This window comes from Acinetobacter sp. YH01024 (assembly GCF_013420195.1).
GTDB lineage: Bacteria > Pseudomonadota > Gammaproteobacteria > Pseudomonadales > Moraxellaceae > Acinetobacter > Acinetobacter amyesii.
This window is the reverse complement of record NZ_VOYQ01000023.1, coordinates 14,219-32,222: the sequence shown is the minus strand read 5'-3', so window position 1 is coordinate 32,222 and position 18,004 is coordinate 14,219. Positions and strand designations below refer to the sequence as shown.

The 18,004-nt window shown below is 39.1% G+C and carries 14 protein-coding genes and 1 pseudogene; 9 read left to right on the top strand and 6 right to left on the bottom strand.

All coding sequences use genetic code 11. The features are described 5' to 3' along the window. The first annotated feature begins 75 nt into the window (after nt 1-75). Nucleotides 76-987, top strand: a complete 912-nt coding sequence (locus FTT88_RS10910) for a LysR substrate-binding domain-containing protein (RefSeq protein WP_180173918.1) — start codon at nt 76-78, stop codon at nt 985-987. A 107-nt stretch (nt 988-1,094) separates the two neighbouring features. Here FTT88_RS10910 and FTT88_RS10905 read toward each other — a convergent pair whose 3' ends face one another. From FTT88_RS10905 to FTT88_RS10895, 4 genes are all read right to left on the bottom strand, one after another. Then, nucleotides 1,095-2,051 carry a TauD/TfdA family dioxygenase gene (locus tag FTT88_RS10905; protein WP_180173917.1) on the bottom strand — a complete coding sequence of 319 codons (957 nt, stop codon included), beginning with the start codon at nt 2,049-2,051 and terminating at the stop codon, nt 1,095-1,097. 221 nt (nt 2,052-2,272) lie between these two features. After that, nucleotides 2,273-2,407 carry a hypothetical protein gene (locus FTT88_RS17360; protein ID WP_257220694.1) on the bottom strand — a complete coding sequence of 45 codons (135 nt, stop codon included), beginning with the start codon at nt 2,405-2,407 and terminating at the stop codon, nt 2,273-2,275. After that, nucleotides 2,400-3,611 (bottom strand): MFS transporter, encoded by a 1,212-nt coding sequence (locus FTT88_RS10900; protein ID WP_180050854.1) that lies wholly within the window; start codon nt 3,609-3,611, stop codon nt 2,400-2,402. Before FTT88_RS10900 ends, FTT88_RS17360 begins: the two co-directional genes overlap by 8 nt. A 245-nt stretch (nt 3,612-3,856) precedes the next feature. Further along, entirely contained in the window at nt 3,857-4,993 is a 1,137-nt protein-coding gene (locus FTT88_RS10895; protein ID WP_180050857.1) for an OmpW family protein, read from the bottom strand. Between the two features lie 401 nt (nt 4,994-5,394). Here FTT88_RS10895 and FTT88_RS10890 point away from each other — a divergent pair, with 401 nt between their 5' ends. Beyond that, on the top strand, nt 5,395-5,574 hold the full coding sequence (locus tag FTT88_RS10890) for a hypothetical protein (RefSeq protein WP_099339550.1): 180 nt from the start codon (nt 5,395-5,397) through the stop codon (nt 5,572-5,574). A 69-nt stretch (nt 5,575-5,643) separates the two neighbouring features. On the opposite strand, the gene FTT88_RS10885 is transcribed toward FTT88_RS10890, so the two are convergent. Together FTT88_RS10885 and FTT88_RS10880 are read right to left on the bottom strand one after the other, a co-directional pair. After that, entirely contained in the window at nt 5,644-7,095 is a 1,452-nt protein-coding gene (locus tag FTT88_RS10885; RefSeq protein WP_180173928.1) for a sensor domain-containing diguanylate cyclase, read from the bottom strand. 198 nt (nt 7,096-7,293) lie between these two features. Then, a complete protein-coding gene (locus FTT88_RS10880; protein WP_078190221.1) occupies nt 7,294-8,082 on the bottom strand; it encodes a hypothetical protein in 789 nt (262 codons plus the stop codon). A gap of 300 nt (nt 8,083-8,382) precedes the next feature. Between FTT88_RS10880 and uvrB the strand changes: the two genes are divergently transcribed. From uvrB to FTT88_RS10845, 7 genes and pseudogenes are all read left to right on the top strand, one after another. Further along, complete coding sequence (gene uvrB, locus FTT88_RS10875; protein WP_168379183.1) at nt 8,383-10,404, top strand: excinuclease ABC subunit UvrB; 2,022 nt, start codon at nt 8,383-8,385, stop codon at nt 10,402-10,404. Between the two features lie 155 nt (nt 10,405-10,559). Next, complete coding sequence (locus FTT88_RS10870; RefSeq protein ID WP_180173916.1) at nt 10,560-11,156, top strand: lipocalin family protein; 597 nt, start codon at nt 10,560-10,562, stop codon at nt 11,154-11,156. Between the two features lie 127 nt (nt 11,157-11,283). Next, on the top strand, nt 11,284-12,216 hold the full coding sequence (gene rarD, locus FTT88_RS10865; protein ID WP_180135038.1) for an EamA family transporter RarD: 933 nt from the start codon (nt 11,284-11,286) through the stop codon (nt 12,214-12,216). Nucleotides 12,217-12,434: 218 nt separating this feature from the next. Further along, the gene (locus FTT88_RS10860; RefSeq protein WP_180173915.1) at nt 12,435-14,117 is read left to right on the top strand and encodes a hypothetical protein; all 1,683 of its coding nucleotides are present in this window, start codon (nt 12,435-12,437) and stop codon (nt 14,115-14,117) included. 709 nt (nt 14,118-14,826) lie between these two features. Next, nucleotides 14,827-16,284 carry a glyceraldehyde-3-phosphate dehydrogenase gene (locus tag FTT88_RS10855; RefSeq protein ID WP_111885541.1) on the top strand — a complete coding sequence of 486 codons (1,458 nt, stop codon included), beginning with the start codon at nt 14,827-14,829 and terminating at the stop codon, nt 16,282-16,284. A gap of 304 nt (nt 16,285-16,588) precedes the next feature. Then, nucleotides 16,589-17,290, top strand: a pseudogene (locus tag FTT88_RS10850) (MFS transporter). 3 nt (nt 17,291-17,293) lie between these two features. Then, nucleotides 17,294-17,974: a hypothetical protein gene (locus FTT88_RS10845; protein ID WP_180173914.1), complete on the top strand. Its 681-nt coding sequence runs from the start codon at nt 17,294-17,296 to the stop codon at nt 17,972-17,974. Nucleotides 17,975-18,004: the final 30 nt, after the last annotated feature.

Here is an 18,004-nt window from a genome sequence, read left to right as displayed (position 1 = left end):
AGATCTATTATTGAGGTATAGTGAGGGAATGACAGGGCGAAAAACTCAACAGATTATTCTAAAAATGAAACAATCATGCAAAATTTAAATGACTATTACTACTTCGTGCAAGTGGTGAAATACCAAGGTTATACCAAAGCCAGTGAAGCATTGGGTATTACAAAATCTAAGCTATCACGCCGTATCACAGAATTAGAGACCCGTTTGGGGGTGCGTTTGATTCAGCGTAATACGCGTAAATTTACAGTAACTGAAATAGGACAACAGTTCTATTTGCATTGCTTAAAAATTTTAGAGGAAGTCAGCGAAACGGAAAACTTTGTGCTTAGTACGTTGAATGACCAACTCTGTGGCCAAATTAAAATCTCTTGTCCTGTGGCTTTGGTGGAAATGCCTGTTGCAAAAATGGTCACCGATTTTATGCAGCAATATCCAGACATCAGTGTGCATCTGATGGCGACCAATCATCGGGTTGATGTCATTGAGGAAGGCGTAGATTTAGCAATTCGTGTTCGTAATATGCCTTTATTGGATAGTGATTTGATCGTTCGAGATTTAGATGCTTGGGATCATGTTTTGGTGGCATCGCCACAACTTTTCTTCGAGCGTGAAATTCCACAGCAATTGGCTGAGATTCAAAATTTTCCGTGTATTGGTTTTGACCGACCTAAACATTTTTGGGATTTCCGACATCGTGAAAAAAGTGAAACCCAACAAATTGAATTTCATCCACGCTTAAGAACTGACAGTTTTAGTGCGATGATTTCTGCTGCTCTTTCTGGCGTAGGAATCGCATCTTTGCCCAAAGTGTTTGTACGTGATGCTTTAAAAAGTGGTGAGTTAATAGGGCTATTTCCTGAATGGCAATTGCCGCAAGGGGCCATCCATGTTGCCTACGCGACACGACAAGGCATGCTGCCGGGTGTGCGTGCGATGTTAGACCATTTGATTTCAGGTTTTAAGGCCTTAGATATAGATCATCCGTAATTTGAGCAGTGTTCTTATTGTTTTAAAATTTTAATTATTTGGAGTTATTGCTCAAACACGGATTTTGCTGTTTTATTTATTTTTTATTGTTGGTATGACATTCAACATTAGTATGGTCGTCCTCCAGCTAGGCTAATTCGCTTTAATAAGCGGCGTTGGTCTGAAGGGAAAGGGCGGCGTGAGTGTAAAGTGGCTTGGTTATCCCAAAATACAATGTCACCTTCTTCCCATTGATGTTCATATCGAAACTCAGGTTTCAATAAATGTTCACGTAAAGATGCAATCAACTCACTGCCCGACTGATCATCGTAGTGAACCAATTCCACTTCAGATCTTTCATTTAACCACAGCCCTTTACGGCCACTTTCTGGATGGGTACGTACAAGCGGATGTGGATAAGCATGTCCAACAATCGGGTGGTCTTTGAAACGATATAGCGGTGTAGCGCCATATCCCGTTGTGCCTTTATTATTTTTGGCACGGACAAATGGGTTGTAGGTAATGAGTTGAAGTTGGTCTAAATGTTTTTGTGTCGCTTCATCTAAAGCTTCATAGGCTTTAATGGTGTTATACCATGAGGTTTGTCCACCGTCTTGTGGCAGTTCAATGGCATAGAGTAATGAACCAAAAGATGGCAGCGGAGTCCACTGATGGTCTGCATGCGCAGCCAATTCACCATGTCCAGTATAGTCAACTTTGCCGACTGCATTTGACACAGGTACCACGTCTGGTGGTGTACCGGTATCATCTTGTGACGCCAGCACAGGAATATCTGCACCGGGACGGAAGATTGAACCGAAGTAACTTGCAAACGCGAGATACTGTAAATCATCTAGACTTTGATGTTTGAAAATTAAAATCAAGTGTTCTGCCAACGCTTGTTTTAAACGGTAGATGGTTTCCCCAGACTGTGCTTTACGCGCATCTAAACCATAAACCACAGCCCCCAAAGCTTGGTCATGTTGCGCTTCAATACGAATTTCATTGCCATCTTGAAATTGTTCTGCTTGATGCCAACGTGGAGCATCATGGATGGCTTGTGAAAGTTGAGTTAATGCGGTCATTTCATAAGTTCTCAAATTGTTCTTTATTGAGACTTAATCTATGGAAGAAAGCGCAGGATGGAAAATTAAAAAATAAGCTAAGTTTATGAAAAAACGTATGATTAATACTAATATGCTGAAAATGCAGCTTTTATTGAATCGTGTAGAAAATAGCTAAAAAACTGCTGTTGTAGTGTTGATAAAACAGCAGTTTGAATTGGAATTATTGCTTCAATACGTCTTTAATGTGCACAAAACGCTTGGTTAAAGTATTCGAATAATTCAGGCGTTTGGCTCCATAAGCCGATGGACAATGCCAACAAGGCCAGAATACTGATGCCAATACTGAGCCGGAACCACAGTGTTGAATTAGTCATGAATGACACTTTCCTCATTAACCATGAAATGTACCAATACCCCAAAAATACTCAGGACAATCGAAAAAATCCAAATGGCATTATAGTTACCGGTCATATCGTGGTTCACACCACCCAACCAGCCACCAAAAAATGAACCGACTTGGTGTGTAAAGAACACGATACCACTCAGCATACTGAGATATTTAACGCCAAACATATTGGCTACAATACCGTTGGTGAGCGGTACGGTAGAAAGCCATAGTAGACCCATAATGACGCCAAATGCATAGATTGTCCATGTGCTTAAAGGCAGCAAAAGAAAGGCAATAATGGCAATGCCACGTAAACCATACAGTCCCATCAACAGCTTTGGTTTGGAATATTTGCCACCGAGCCAACCAGCTGTGTAGGTGCCGACAATATTAAACAGTCCAACGAGCGCTAGGAAAATAGTGCCCGTAGTGGCATTAAAGCCATGATCGATTAAATATCCCGGAAGATGGATGCCAATAAACACCACTTGGAAGCCACAGACAAAGAAACCGAGTGCTAGAAACCAAAAGGGTTTATGCTCCCAAGCCAATTGCAAAATTTGTTTAAAAGTCAGAGAGGCTTCATGCGTATTGGTTGCATTTGGTGCAACATACATTGGTGCTTTTAGCATCCAAGCTAAAGGAATAATAAGTGCAATTAAAATGGCGCTGAGCACCAAAGCCGACGACCAACCAAATTTTTGCAACAACAGTAATGTAGAGGGCAGCATAATGAACTGACCAAAAGAACCTGCTGCACTGGCAATACCCATGGCTAAACTACGTTTTTCTGGATGCGCTGCACGACCTACGGCAGAAAGTAATACTGGAAAAGATGTGGCTGAGAGGGCTAAACCCAGGATTAAACCTGCACTTAAATTAAGCAGTAAACCGGTAGAGCTGATGGCCATGAGTAATAGTCCGAGGGCATATAATGCACCACCGACGGCGACCACGATCTTACTGCCATATTTATCTGCAAAAGCCCCAGTAATCGGCTGCACAGCACCCCAAATTAGGTTTTGCATGGCAATGGCAAGGCTAAATACGTTATGTCCCCAACCAAATTCATCACTCATCGGCACGAGATAGAGGCCAAATGCATGACGCACCCCTAAAGACAATGCCAAAATAATTGCACTGCCAATGAGCATGTAAATCAGTGGCTTTGAGAATCGAGTATCAGACATACAGCAGGCTACATTTTTTAAATTTAACCCAATGTTATTCGAATAAACGCAGAGTTGCGATTAAATTTAATTCACCAAACAATAAATTTTTTTTATAGGTAACTATGGATGAATAAAGGAAATTGCCTCAGCAGAAATTCAAAAGTGTTTAAAAGAGGTTGAAGGCATAATTCAAAATAAAAGACCATATATAGCCTAATAAAAAAGACGGCTGTAGCCGTCTTTTTTTATATTCAGGTTATTAATTAGAAACGCATACCGATACCTGCATACGCAAGAATTGGATTTACCTCAATATCTGCTTTAGAGGTAATTAAAGTTCCATGTTCGGCATTGGACACAGTAATCGTTGTTTCATTTTTTAAATGAGCATAACTTACTGAACCTACTGCGAACCATGTATCATTAAAGTCGTAAGTAAAGCCAGCTGTAGCAACGGGAGCAAAGACATCAGTAGCCTCAAGTTTAACTTTAGGTGTACTACCATTACTTTTCAGATTATCAGGAACTGATGTGCCATAAGGGAGTTCACCAATTTCCAGAGCTTTACCTGCTTGACCATCTTTAATATTTGCAATCATATGACCCGCTTTGATCAAGTCCTGCTCAACATTCTTATTCATTTCCAATTCGTTGAAATAAGCATACATCACACCCAGCCCTACATAAGGACGGAACTTATTTACACCTGTTTTACCAAAGTGATATTGGAATTCAAAAGCTGGTGTCCAAGCACGAGCAGAAGCAGCCTTATCCTGTGCACCTAAATCTGTAACTAAAATATCTTTTTTCAAGTCGATACTCTGTAAATCAATTGATCCGGGAATACTCGGAAAGAGGTCTATAGATGGCGTAGCTTGCGCAGAGAAAGGCGCATAAATTCTTCCTTTACCTTTTAAGTCCACTGTTGGTGGAATCCCGGCTTTAATTTCAAGAGAAATATTATCGGTAAAAAAGTAATTGGTCATGATCCCTAGGGTAGTCACATCCTCGGCTTCTAAACCTGTTCCTGGATTGTTCCAGCTTGAGAGATTATAAACTTCAGCAGAACCACTCAGATTTGCAGAAAGCGTATCGACCCCTAATCCATCTAGAAGTCGAAGGATTGCGGTGGTTGAATTTGAACCCATGTCAAGATCGAGATTATTTTGAACAGCTTGAATACTGACATTACCTACTGCAGATGTAATGCCTTCGTTAGCTGCGGTATTTACTTTGAAAGGTTGTGCTTTCCCTTGTGGCATAACATGTAAAGCACCCACCGAAACTGAAAAACGTTTAAAGCCATCGCCTTCTTGCAGGCTAAAATAAGGGGAATCGGCATGAGTCAAAATAGGCATTAATGCCATTGAGCCAATAAACGTCCCTAAAACCTTTTTCATTTGAACTCCTTGTTCAATTTATTCATCTTTGTTTTTGTTATTGTTAATAAACTAAACTTGGCTCAATTAATCTGTATGAAAAACAAGAGTACTAAGTAGGTGAAAAGTTAATAAATAAGGAAATGTATTTCATTAAGTTTAATTATTTTAGTAATTATGTAATTTTTTAATTTAAAAATAAAAAAATACTGGTTCGCTCTGCTTTTTAGAAAATATGAATAGCCATCGATTTTTTAGACATCTTTTAGTTAGATAAAATAGAACACTTAAGACGTATTTTTTATCCTGAACATGATATCGAAATTAAATGAATTGTTATGAGAGTGCATAATAAAAGACTTGTTTTTACATTCTGCTCTTTTTTTTTGTACAATAGGCTGAGTTATTATTGAGTCAGTCTGATGAGCTCCCCAAATACTCCCAAGAAAAAGCCTTTAGTTAATTTACCGTTTCCTTTGAAGCAAGCTGAACAAGGTGCGACAGATGAGATCCTTGAAGATCTTCGTCCTAAGCCACAACGCTATGCGGATAGAACCTGGATGCCACCACGTGGTACCCGCCGTTCGATGGGAAAACGCTAAGTTTTAAAATAAAAAAGCCATGGTATTTGACCATGGCTTTTTTATTCGCTGATATTTAAATCATGCAACTTACTGAGAGACTGACATTCTTCGGTCATTATTTTGGTAATGAGTTCTTTTCTGGTGATACATCTCTTGATCGGCACGTTTTAGCATGTCTTCAAGACGTTCATCTGCATGACTGGTTGCATGCCCGATCGACAGGCTGATTGGCTGATGTGAGTAAAACTGGTTATCGACCAGTAAAAGTTCATGCAAACTATTCAAACAGTTTTGCAAAGCAGTCTGATCTGCACCCGGTAAAAGGACTACAAATTCATCTCCACCAATTCGTGAGGCAGAATAGGGCGTATGTTGAATAAGTTGAGTCAGGATGTTGCCCATACGACGTAACAGGTTATCTCCGGCATCATGTCCAAGGCTGTCATTCAGCTCTTTCAGTCCATTGAGGTCCATAAAAATACAGGATACTGGGCGCAGTGAATTACGCTCTAGACGGTTCAGTTCCTGCATATAAAATGAACGGTTACATAGCTTGGTGAGAACATCATGTCTGCCTAAATATTCCAGATAATGCTCCGCTTTTTTGCGTGCGGTAATATCCGTCAGCGCAACTTGAACAACGCTCCAGTCATCTAGATAATCAGGAAACACGGTAAATTGCAGTAAAACATGGCGAATACTGCCATCCAGTGCATAATTTACCGCTTCACGCTGATGATGCAGATTGCCATTCCAAAGCTCAATAAGCTGTTCTTTAAAAGTTTGAAGCATTTCTTTGGCAAATACTTTATGTACATTTTTGAGCAAGATTTCTTTATCCGAAGCGCCAAATAAATCAAGCGTGGCTTGATTGACGTCAACGATCAGTATTTCTTTAATGCACTCTTGTACAAAATCGGGATGAACATCCAAAAAAGTGACAAAGTCTTCGATTTCTAAAGCGCGTAGCTGATCTAATTTGATTTTAATCCGGCTAAAATCTTCGACCCAAAGTGAGGTTGGAGAATAATGAAAACGCGCTTCTGCCAAATGACGACTTTGTTCTTGTAAACGGCAAGCTTCAGTATAAGAGGTGATATCTTCAGTCGTAATTAAAACGGCAGATAAATCCTGCTCATGACTCGGTAGCACGATGCCTTTGAGTTGAATGTCTAGGCGTTGTCCATTGAGCGTATAGTTCACGGCAGAATGGGAAAAATGTGTTTCACCATTCCATAATGCAACCAATTCTCTAATGTGTGTTTGACAGATCTCCGCCTGAAAAACTAAATCAAGGTTTTGACATAAATGTTCAAAGTCACGTGCTTGATAAAGTTCCAACGTTTTTGCGTTAACCTGTAAGATTTTTATTTTTCTCGCACATTGCAAAATACGAGATTCATCTTGTTGAAGAAAAGTGGAGAGATCCTGCACACCTTGCTGACGCCAGAGATCAAATTGTTTTTTGACTTCACTGTAATCTTCAAGCCACATGGCAATGGGGGATAGCTCAAAAAAAGGAGAATCTAGCATGTCTATTTTATGTGCTCGTCATTCTTTATGATAATGTCAGCAAGTAGTATAAGACGAAAAAAATGATATTAAAATAATGTGATATGTAAAATAAGTTTTATTTTTAATGTGACTTAAGTCGCTAAAAACCATTAGTCAACCGTAGAAAAAAAGCCAATATGGACATTGGCTTTTTGGGTGTTTCAAATGTGGTGAAAAGAGCCTTTAGCGGCTGGCTTTACGGGCTTTATTTTCAGGCTTTGGTGCAGCAATTTCACGTTCAGCTTTCCAAACATCGATGAAATCTTTTTCATTGATATTGTACAGTTCAAGTAGGGCTAAAATAACGCCGCCAAACATCATCGGGCCTTCAGAATTACTTTGAAACTCAAATATTTTCCCATTCAGCGCATGCAAAATATCTTCAATTTCAAAAATACGGTCACGACCATTACTGTCTGTTGGGTACATTTGGGTATTCAGCACAATTTTCGCAAGACTTTTTTCATTATCTGTTAAGGCCAGTACATCAACCAACTCATCTGTTGAAGGTGCGAAAATAACCGAATCTCGATAAATCGTATGTAAAAGTTTCGAGGTGAGTTTTGGTAATGCTTTTTCAACGAATGGACGGAAAGAAATAGGGAAAATCACATTGCTGGAAATGCCCTTAAACATGGGGGCAATTTCTTCAACTTTATAGCCAGCGACACCACAACCGATCGAGGTTATGAAGTATTTAGTCTTCGGATGATTCTTGGTATAGATTTTAAAATCATCGACATAGTGTTGAATTTGTGACAACGGCATTTGTTGTAAATGCTCATTCATGGTTGGAATAGCAAAACTTTGACCTGCCCATCCACGACCAATACCATTCATTGCGCCAAAATGCTCTAGTGCGGTACGCGCTGCACCGCCAGCATGTTGACCTGCCATATTGCTGCCAAAAACAAAAATGGTATCTTCAGCTAAGTTTTTAACAATACTTTCGTCATGATATTGATAAGTCATAAAGTTTGATCTGTGGCGTCCTTTTGTCCATGTTGCAGGTGAAATTTACCTAGGTCAAGTATCAATCTGGGGTAAATGAACGCTTTATCTATGAGTTTTTTAGCTCAAAGAGTTTCTTCGAAAAAAATTGGCTCAATTAGGTGCTTTATAATTTTGAAGATGATGAAAAAATCTAGAAACTTATACTAAATAAAGATTACTTCTGTCTGTATGTGACTTTGGCTTTTTACATAAATTTAGCATTGTTTTGTGCAACTTTGCCCTCATAATAAAGCCCTATAAAAACTGTTGAAGAAGAGTGTGATGCAGGAACAGCCTTTTGAACTGGTAACACAATATCAGCCCGCAGGTGATCAGCCTCAAGCGATTGAGAAATTGGTCAAGGGGATTGAGAAAGGAATGCATGACCAGTTGCTTTTAGGGGTAACTGGTTCGGGTAAAACCTATACCATGGCAAATGTGATCGCTCGCACGCAACGTCCAACGATTATTATGGCGCATAACAAAACTTTGGCTGCGCAGCTTTATGGTGAGTTTAAAGCCTTCTTTCCGCATAATGCTGTGGAATATTTCGTCAGTTATTATGACTATTATCAGCCCGAAGCCTATGTGCCATCTTCAGATACCTTTATTGAAAAAGACTCATCGATTAATGATCACATTGACCAAATGCGTCTTTCGGCAACCCGAGCATTATTAGAACGTCGTGATGCAATTATTGTAGCGTCAGTTTCAGCCATTTATGGTCTAGGTGACCCGAATGCCTATATGAGTATGCTTTTGCATATCGTGGAAGGTGACCGTATCAGCCGTGATGACATCATTCGTCGTTTGGTGGAAATGCAATACACCCGAAATGAACTCGAATTCCTACGTGGCACATACCGTATCCGTGGTGAAATTATTGATATTTTCCCTGCAGAATCGGATCAAAATGCCATTCGAATTGAGTTGTTTGATGATGAAGTTGATTCAGTTCGATGGTTTGACCCATTGACGGGCAAGCTAGTCCGTAAAGTGCCACGTATTACGATTTATCCAAAGAGCCATTACGTGACGCCTAAAGATAACTTGCAGCGTGCAATTGGGACTATTCGAGAAGAATTAACTGAACGACTCGGCTTTTTCCGCGCCAATGATAAATTACTCGAAGCACAGCGTATCGAACAGCGAACACGTTATGACTTAGAGATGATGCAGCAGCTTGGCTATACCAATGGTATTGAAAACTACTCACGGCATTTGTCAGGTCGTCCCTCAGGTGAAGCACCTCCGACTTTGTTTGATTATGTACCTGATGATGCTTTATTAATCATTGATGAATCGCACGTTACCGTTCCGCAAATTGGGGCTATGTATAAAGGTGACCGTTCACGTAAAGAAAATTTGGTCAATTACGGTTTTCGTTTACCAAGTGCGCTTGATAACCGGCCAATGAAATTTGAAGAATGGGAGCGGATTATTCCTTCGACCATTTATGTCAGTGCAACGCCTGCACATTATGAAATGGAAAAGTCTGAACAAGTCGTTGAGCAAGTGGTTCGACCCACAGGTTTGGTCGACCCTGAAATTGAAATTCGTCCAGTGTTAACGCAAGTGGATGATGTATTGTCAGAAATTAATAATCGTAAAAACTTAAATGAGCGTGTATTGGTTACGACATTAACCAAACGTATGGCAGAAGATTTAACTTCATATTTGAAAGAATATGGTATTAAGGTCGCTTATTTACATTCAGATATCGACACTGTTGAACGAACTAAAATTATTCATGAATTGCGTTCAGGTGTATACGATGCAATTGTTGGGATTAACTTGCTGCGTGAAGGCTTAGATATGCCAGAGGTGTCTTTAGTCGCCATCTTAGATGCTGACAAAGAGGGGTTTTTACGTTCTGAGCGTTCTTTGATTCAAACCATTGGTCGTGCAGCGCGTAACTTAAACGGTAAAGCGATTTTATATGCAGATCGTATGACCGACTCCATGCAAAAAGCCATTGATGAAACGGATCGTCGTCGTAATTTACAAATTGCATTTAACCTTGAGCATGGCATTACGCCACGAAGTGCAGTGCGTCAAAACGTCAATGATATTGATACAGGTGAAGTGCTGACAGATGATGAAATCGATGCAAAAATTTCAGATCAGGCTAAGGCATTAACTGCAGATGAACGTCATTTGATGTCTGATCCAAAACTTTTAGCAAAACATATGAACAAGCTGGAAAAAGAAATGCTGAAAGCATCGAAAGATTTGCAGTTTGAACAAGCTGCTCGATTACGTGATGAAATCTTGCGTTTAAAAGCACAGATGATTTCATAATTTTGTTAGACAAGATGCGGAATATTGTCTGAATTACATACATAATTCAGACAAGAAAATGATTTTTAGAGCAATTTTTTCCGCTAGAGTAAAAACACGAGAGAAAGAATTACTTAATTTTCATCGAATGTTTTGCATCGAAATGAGGCATAAAAATGACAACAACGAATCTTCCGAAAGCTGGTTTTAAGCTCGCAAAAATTGCACTTGGTGCAGCAGTGTTAATTGGTTTGGGTGCAGCCACAATGGCTTATGCACAGACGAAACCTTTACAGACTGTGGAAAAAGTCGAGCTCGATCGTTATTTAGGTATGTGGTATGAAGTTACTCGTAAGCCTTTAGTCTTTCAAAAAAGCTGTGACCGTGATGTTACTGCGGTCTATACCTTAAATGAAAACGGCAATATTAATGTCAATAATCGCTGTGTATCGAAAGATGGCACCAAGAAGCAATCAATAGGCGAGGCATTTGTACAAAATGCACCGTTTAACACGAAATTAAAAGTTAGTTTCTTACCAGAAGCCATTCGTTGGTTGCCTGTGGGGCGTGGTGATTATTGGGTACTCAAAGCCGATGAAGACTATCAAACAGTCTTGGTGGGTGAACCCCGTCGTAAATATATGTGGGTGCTATCTCGTTCGGCTCATCCAGATCAGGAAGTGATTCAGGAATATCTAAATTATGCTCAATCTGTCGGTTATGACTTATCAGATATTATTCATACCAAGCAGACAGTGAAACCTAAAACCTAAATAATTGAACAAATGCTAAAAAACCATGCCTGTGCATGGTTTTTTATTTGCTAGAATGTCCAGGTGAGAAGCTTGATTGATCAAGCAAAATATCAAGATTATGTAGTCATTTTGACTGGAGTGAAAGATGTATAAAGGCGTTGCATTGTCTGTATTGGCATCGGTCACTTTTGGTATTTTGTATTTCTTTACCATCTTTTTAAAACCTCTAGATAGCGAGCAAACTTTTGCATGGCGCATGTTAGCGACCTTGCCATTTTTAACCTTATTTATGTGGTGGATGAAAGATTTAAACAAAGTTAGTGAAATTTTTTGGCGAGTGGTTAAGCAGCCGATCTTTCTCATTTGGTTAATCATTAGTTCATTTTTATGTACTACACAGCTTTGGTTGTTTTTGTGGGGACCAATTAATGGCCGAGGGCTAGAAGTATCTTTAGGGTATTTTCTATTGCCCTTAGTGATGGTTCTGGTTGGATGTGTACTGTATAAAGAAAAGCTGTCTAAATGGCAGATGGCTGCCGTGGCACTGGCAATTTTAGGGGTCGGCCACGAAATTTGGCGTATTGGCAGTATCGCGTGGGAAACTGTCTATGTCGCTGTGGCTTATCCGATTTATTTCTTTTTACGTCGTACCTTTAAAACCGATCATTTGGGTGGTTTTTGGTGGGATCTTTGCTTAATTCTGCCTGTAGCATTTTATTTAGGATTTATTCATAGCGATAGTTTAGCGCTGATGTCGTTATTCCCGCATCTGATTTTGGCGGTTTTAGGACTGGGTTTTCTGAGTGCGCTTGGCTTAGGTAGCTATATGTTGGCGAGTCGTTATTTGCCATTTGTGATTTTTGGTTTGTTGAGTTATTTAGAACCCGTGTTGTTAGCTTTTGCATCCATCGCATTGGGGGAGCGAGTAGAAGCCGAAGAATGGCTGACCTATATTCCAATTTGGGGTGCGGTATTGTTATTGGTGATAGAGGGTGTTTTGCATCTGTTTAAACAAAAGCAAAATGAACGTGCGCTAGCAAAAAATGTAAAAGCGTTAAATGATCGAATCGATTCTTAGACTGAGAATATTGGTACGATAAATTGATCAGTTTACAATTAATGCTTGCTGTTTTTTAATAAAATCTTAAACTTAGAAAACTAAAACACGCCATGATTCAATTTATTGTTTAGGAAGAACAGCATTGAATGATGGTGTACAAAAATATTTATTTTAGATAAAAATAAACTGAAATCGATAAAAGATCGATTAAAGAACCAAGATACAGGAAGCAGTCAGTGGTTGTCCCATTTCATCAAAGCGCTAAACTTTTACAGCTAGAGCCTGTGTTGGATCAGCATTGGCGGAGTATTGTATCTGAAGTATGCACTGATCTTGATCAATCCAATTTAGCACAGATACAGCAGGTGTTATCGCAAAAAGGTATTCGTTGGGAGTCTTCATCACAGTCGTATCAAAGAGATGTACCGATGAATTTGGGCATGCTGATGAAAGTACTAAAATATGATGTCATGCGTGAGCATGCACAGTATTTGGCAACACAGCTCGAAGAACTTCGAATATTGACAATGAGTATTCAAGTTGCGCAAAAATTAGAAGAAAACCTAGCCTATATCAATAAAATAGATGCCGAAGAAGATTTTGAATTACAGCAAAAAAAAAACGTATTACATCTGCATTTCATTTTAAATGCCGCACAAATCATTCGTGAAATGGATTTGATTGCGCCGAGTGATGCACGTCAACTCACTGCCCAGCAAGTCAAAATTTTCTTGATTGAAATTTTCTTAAAGTCACATGTGTTGGGGCAAGTGTTTGATGCTTCTATCCCGAAATCATCTGAGATTTGGCAACATCCGATTTTTAAATACTATTTAAAGCGTGAACAAAAAACGCGATATCTACAAATCGTACATACATCTGAGTTTATTTATATTTTGTCGCCTGATTTAGATTGGACGACGCAGTATTCAGCAATTCGGTTTTTATCTACAAAGCACAATGAGGCCTTAGCAGACGACGTTTTTGATGGGGTGGCCATAGATTTAACTACTGCTTTAGAGAATCAGCAAATAGAACAATTAAAAATTCAAGTGTCAAAGCTAGCATCCATTGCAGGTTTTATACATTTAGATCTACAAAATTTAATGCAGCAATTATATACACGGGTGGATAAGCATCTGCTTTTAATGCTACATGTAGAGGATGCCATTCAATTGGCAACGGTTTTACCTGCTTTTGAGCAGCAGTTCAATACATTGATATTGAAGCCCTTACATCAGACTGTTCAATATCAACTGAGTGAGCAGATACAGCATGACTTTGTATTTTTCCATAGCATGCAAATATCTCAGCGGCTCATCACGAGTCTAAACGTCTTGAGTAGTTGCCCTAAGTTTGAGGCAAGTTTGGAGTTGAAGCGACTGCGACTTCAACTACAGGCTTGGCAGGTGCTTTTGTTGAAACGGCGTGCTCAAATTTTTCATGTTCAAAACGAAGATGAGTGGGAGTTTCATCATCAGCAGTCACAGCAAATTCATACGGCATTGAAAGCGCTCTTGCAGACGACCGAGGACGAGGATCAACAGAAGATCTTTGCTACAGAGTTAATCGTAGAAAATACAGCCGTCAATGGCGCTCATGTTGCGTTTTCCAAACGCATGACGAAAACAGGGGATTATGAAAGCCTTGAAGCCGATGCTTTAAAAGCGCAGCAGCAAAAAAAGCGACAAACTTATATGCAGGTTTTAATGTTGCTAAAGGAACATGCGTCACAGCTCGTCAATCTCGATTTTGAGCCATGTGAAAATGCCTTAAAGGTGCAGTCTTTTAGTGATCGGAGATATTTTGCGATTTGTGCTGGAGAGAATGGTTTAAATGCACTACCGAAAGTATTTGAGCTGAGTGTAAATTTCTTTGATTTTAATCTGGAAAAATTTGCTGAGAATCTGAAAAATTAACTGAATTTTAAATATAGATCTGACTTTAAATAATTTTAGGCAGTAACATTAGAGGCGTAATTTGATTCAAATAAAAGAACGATACGCGGTAATGTCATCCGCAATTGTCTGAGACAAGGTTACTTCTAATAAAAAATGTTTTTGCGATACTTTGAATAAATTGACGGTAGTGAACGAGTTTTGCGGTGAGGAGCATTGCTCCGCAAGATTGTTTCCTTACGAAGCATGCTTCTCATTTTGCCAAATGAGAAACAACGTTTCGTAAGAGTACCTCCAGCTGAAGGCTAAACCCTTGATTCAAACCTCAGATGTAAGACTCCGTCGAATAGTTTTAAAAATCATTTAAAAATGTGAAATTATTATTACGAGCTTAACATCAGTAAAAATACTATAAATTGAGCAAAATAAAAAAACAGCACAATTTGAAAAATATAAATATTCGTTCATCTTTGAGCTAAATGTGCTGAGATCTGGTTGATAAAACTACATTTGAAATTTTGTGACAAAAATCTGCGAAAAAGCCGGTTTTTCAACTTTCGGCTATAAAATCATAATACTAATCATGATTATTTTGAAAATTGATAGTGAATATATAACAAAATAACCTTGTCGAAATCTGCTTTTAGATTCATTAATTTTCAGTTTTCCATTACAATTGTGGGGTTTTGAAATTTATGCTTAGATTTACAATTAATTAGAGGACGTATCTGTGAGCAAAGACACTATCGTTGCCCTACATGCAGAGCACCAAGGTCGCTGGAAAAACCGTGAAGAAATCGCGGAACGTATGATTGCCCTAGTGGGTCAGTTATATCGTGAAAAAAACATCGTAGCTACAGTATACGGTCGTTCTTTAATTAACCGTTCGGTTATCCAAATTCTTAAAGCGCATCGTCGTACTCGCGTACTTGACGTTGAACTTTCAGTTGTGAACACTTTCCCAATTCTTGAAGCTTTAGCGAAAATCGAAAACATCGGTACTGCTGAAATTGATCTTGGCAAACTTGCTGTTGAGTTCAAAGAAAAAGGCGGTGATGTTGACGCATTCGTTGCTGACGCTGTGAAATCACTTGAAGGCAATGCAACTAACGTTGAAAACCGTGATGTTGTACTTTACGGTTTCGGTCGTATTGGTCGTATCCTTGCACGTTTGATGATCAGCCAATCTGGTTTAGGCCGTGGTCTTAACCTTAAAGCAATCGTTGTTCGTAAATCATCTGACGGTGACTTAGAAAAACGTGCGTCTTTGTTACGTCGTGACTCTATTCATGGTCCATTCGCAGGTACGATTTCTGTTGATGAAGAAAACGAAGCAATCATTGCTAACGGTAACTTCATCAAAGTGATCTATGCGTCTAACCCATCTGAAGTTGATTACACTGCTTACGGTATTAACAATGCACTTGTAATCGATAACACAGGTAAATGGCGTGATTCTGAAGGTCTTGCACAGCACCTTAAATGCGCTGGCGCTGCACGTGTAATTCTAACTGCACCTGGTAAAGGTGACATGAAGAACGTTGTATACGGTGTGAACCAAGCTGACATCCTTGATGAAGATACAATCATCTCTGCTGCAAGCTGTACAACAAACGCGATCACACCAACACTTAAAGTGTTAAATGACAAGTACACAGTGATCAATGGTCACGTTGAAACAGTTCACTCGTTCACAAACGACCAAAACTTAATCGACAACTACCATAAAGCTGACCGTCGTGGCCGTGCTGCAACATTGAACATGGTTATTACTGAAACAGGTGCTGCTAAAGCAGTTGCTAAAGCGCTTCCTGCTCTTCAAGGTAAATTGACTGGTAACTCAGTACGTGTACCTACTCCAAACGTATCTCTTGCAATTTTGAACCTTACTTTGGGTCAAGATGTTGACCGTGAAGAAGTGAATGAATACATTCGCCAAATTTCAATCAACTCTAACCTTCAAGGTCAAATCGGTTATACAAACTCAACTGAAGTTGTATCGTCTGACTTTATCGGTTCACGTACTGCTGGTGTGTTTGACGCTCAAGCGACAATCGCTTCTGGTAACCGTTTAACTGCTTATGTTTGGTACGATAATGAAGTGGGTTATAGCTGCCAAGTATTGCGTATTGCTGAGCAAATGGGCGGCGTAAGCTATCCAAAAGTTCCTGCTGAAACTAATGCTTAATTAGTACACGCTGTAAAAAAGGGCCTCATTTGAGGCTCTTTTTTTATCTAAAGAGCAGGGGTAAAACTTAAGGCATAGACGACGAATGGATTGATCAAAAGCATCAAAGTTCTTGTTTTTTCTGCCACTGTTAGATGAGTGTGAGTCATTTATAATGAAAAGCTGACTAAAATTTTCAAGTTTTAAGTTGATGAAATTATTAAAGAATTAAATACAAAAAATTGCAAACTGGTTTGTATAATGTGTTCAAAATGAGACTGTAAAAAATAAAAAGCAAAAGGAATTTAGTTTGCAAGCAAAGCACATGCTCAGTGGATTGGCATTTATTGTGTTTGCTGCGCTCTGTGGTGTACTTATCGCCATTTGGGTGTTTAAGCACTTTAATATTTATATCCCGCTAGAAAATCAGAACGTCAATATTGACCTGCAAGAGCCGTTACAAGCCGAAGTCAAAATTCATGATGCCTTGGATGTGGACGTGACAGGGAGGGTGAATGCTGAAATTCCGATACATGAAAATTTAAATATTCCCTTAACTCAAACGCTGACGCCACGGGTGTATTTTGATAATCAAGTCCCGATTAAGACCACGATTCCAGTGCGTGAAACTTTGAAAGTGAATCAAAACCTACCTGTGAATACCAAAGTGAAAGTTAAAGTCATGGGGCAGGATGTGACTTTGCCGCTCAAAGGTGATATCCCGATATAATTGGATATTCCAGTAAATATGAATGTGCCTTTGGAGCAAAAAGTACATTTAAAATTTGATGCGCCAGTCAAAACCGTACTGAAAGAAAACCTACATATTCCACTGAATGCAAATTTAAAAACCAACATTCCTATTGAAGGTAATTTGAATGTTCCAATTAAAACGGCATTGAAAGCGACAGTGGACGTACAAAATACGTTGCCGGTTCAAATTAAAAAGGGTGAATTGGTAATTCCACTAAAAACAATGCGACTCAACAGAGAGCATGCCAAAACTGAAGCGAAAGCTCAGGAGTAAGCCATGTGGATATTTCAATCGGCGAAGCGCATCATTTTGAGTTTTATTGCAGTTGCGTTATTGGTTGCCGTACTATTTTGGTTGTATTTAAATATTTATGCGTCGATGCAAGTACGTGCAAAAAATGCTGATATTCAATTGTCGCATTCACTACCCACCAAAATTTCCGTTGGTAATTATTTGCAAACGCAGTCTATTGGGACGTTGGATACACAGATTGCTTTGGATCGGAAGCTGCAACTCCCCTTAAAGGGAAAATATCTGGCAGATTTGCAGTTTAGTGTAGAGGTTCCGATCTTTGTGGATATTGATTATTCCACCAATATTCAAATTAACCAGACGATGCCGCTTGAGGCGACCACGGATTTGGTGATTAAAAATAAACTCGTGCCGAAATTTCCTTTAAAAATGGACATTCCTGTCAAGTTAGATATGCCTTTTCATTTGAAAAGAACCTATAACATTCCTATTCGAATTAATTTTAATGGCCCTGTGTATTTTGAGTTTAATGAAAAAGTTGATTTACATGTGGTACATCAGTTTGCACCACAACTAAAACTCAATGACCCGATGACCATGCGAAAAATCGCAACCTTTAATGCCACGATGTATAACGCAGAGCGTAATACCAAGGCAAATTTAGATATGAACATGGATTTACCGATAAAAAATGTACATCCCTAAGTGAAATTCAAATCAAAAAGCCCGAATCAA

What these genes read in the sequence shown, in the direction of transcription:
- FTT88_RS10910 (WP_180173918.1), top strand. Translation starts at nt 76, where the DNA reads ATGCAAAATTTAAATGACTATTACTACTTCGTGCAAGTGGTGAAATAC.
- FTT88_RS10895 (WP_180050857.1), bottom strand. Translation starts at nt 4,993, where the DNA reads ATGAAAAAGGTTTTAGGGACGTTTATTGGCTCAATGGCATTAATGCCT.
- rarD (WP_180135038.1), top strand. Translation starts at nt 11,284, where the DNA reads ATGTATAAAGGCGTTGCATTGTCTGTATTGGCATCGGTCACTTTTGGT.
- FTT88_RS10905 (WP_180173917.1), bottom strand. Translation starts at nt 2,051, where the DNA reads ATGACCGCATTAACTCAACTTTCACAAGCCATCCATGATGCTCCACGT.
- FTT88_RS17360 (WP_257220694.1), bottom strand. Translation starts at nt 2,407, where the DNA reads ATGACTAATTCAACACTGTGGTTCCGGCTCAGTATTGGCATCAGTATT.
- FTT88_RS10870 (WP_180173916.1), top strand. Translation starts at nt 10,560, where the DNA reads ATGACAACAACGAATCTTCCGAAAGCTGGTTTTAAGCTCGCAAAAATT.
- FTT88_RS10845 (WP_180173914.1), top strand. Translation starts at nt 17,294, where the DNA reads ATGTGGATATTTCAATCGGCGAAGCGCATCATTTTGAGTTTTATTGCA.
- FTT88_RS10900 (WP_180050854.1), bottom strand. Translation starts at nt 3,611, where the DNA reads ATGTCTGATACTCGATTCTCAAAGCCACTGATTTACATGCTCATTGGC.
- FTT88_RS10880 (WP_078190221.1), bottom strand. Translation starts at nt 8,082, where the DNA reads ATGACTTATCAATATCATGACGAAAGTATTGTTAAAAACTTAGCTGAA.
- FTT88_RS10890 (WP_099339550.1), top strand. Translation starts at nt 5,395, where the DNA reads ATGAGCTCCCCAAATACTCCCAAGAAAAAGCCTTTAGTTAATTTACCG.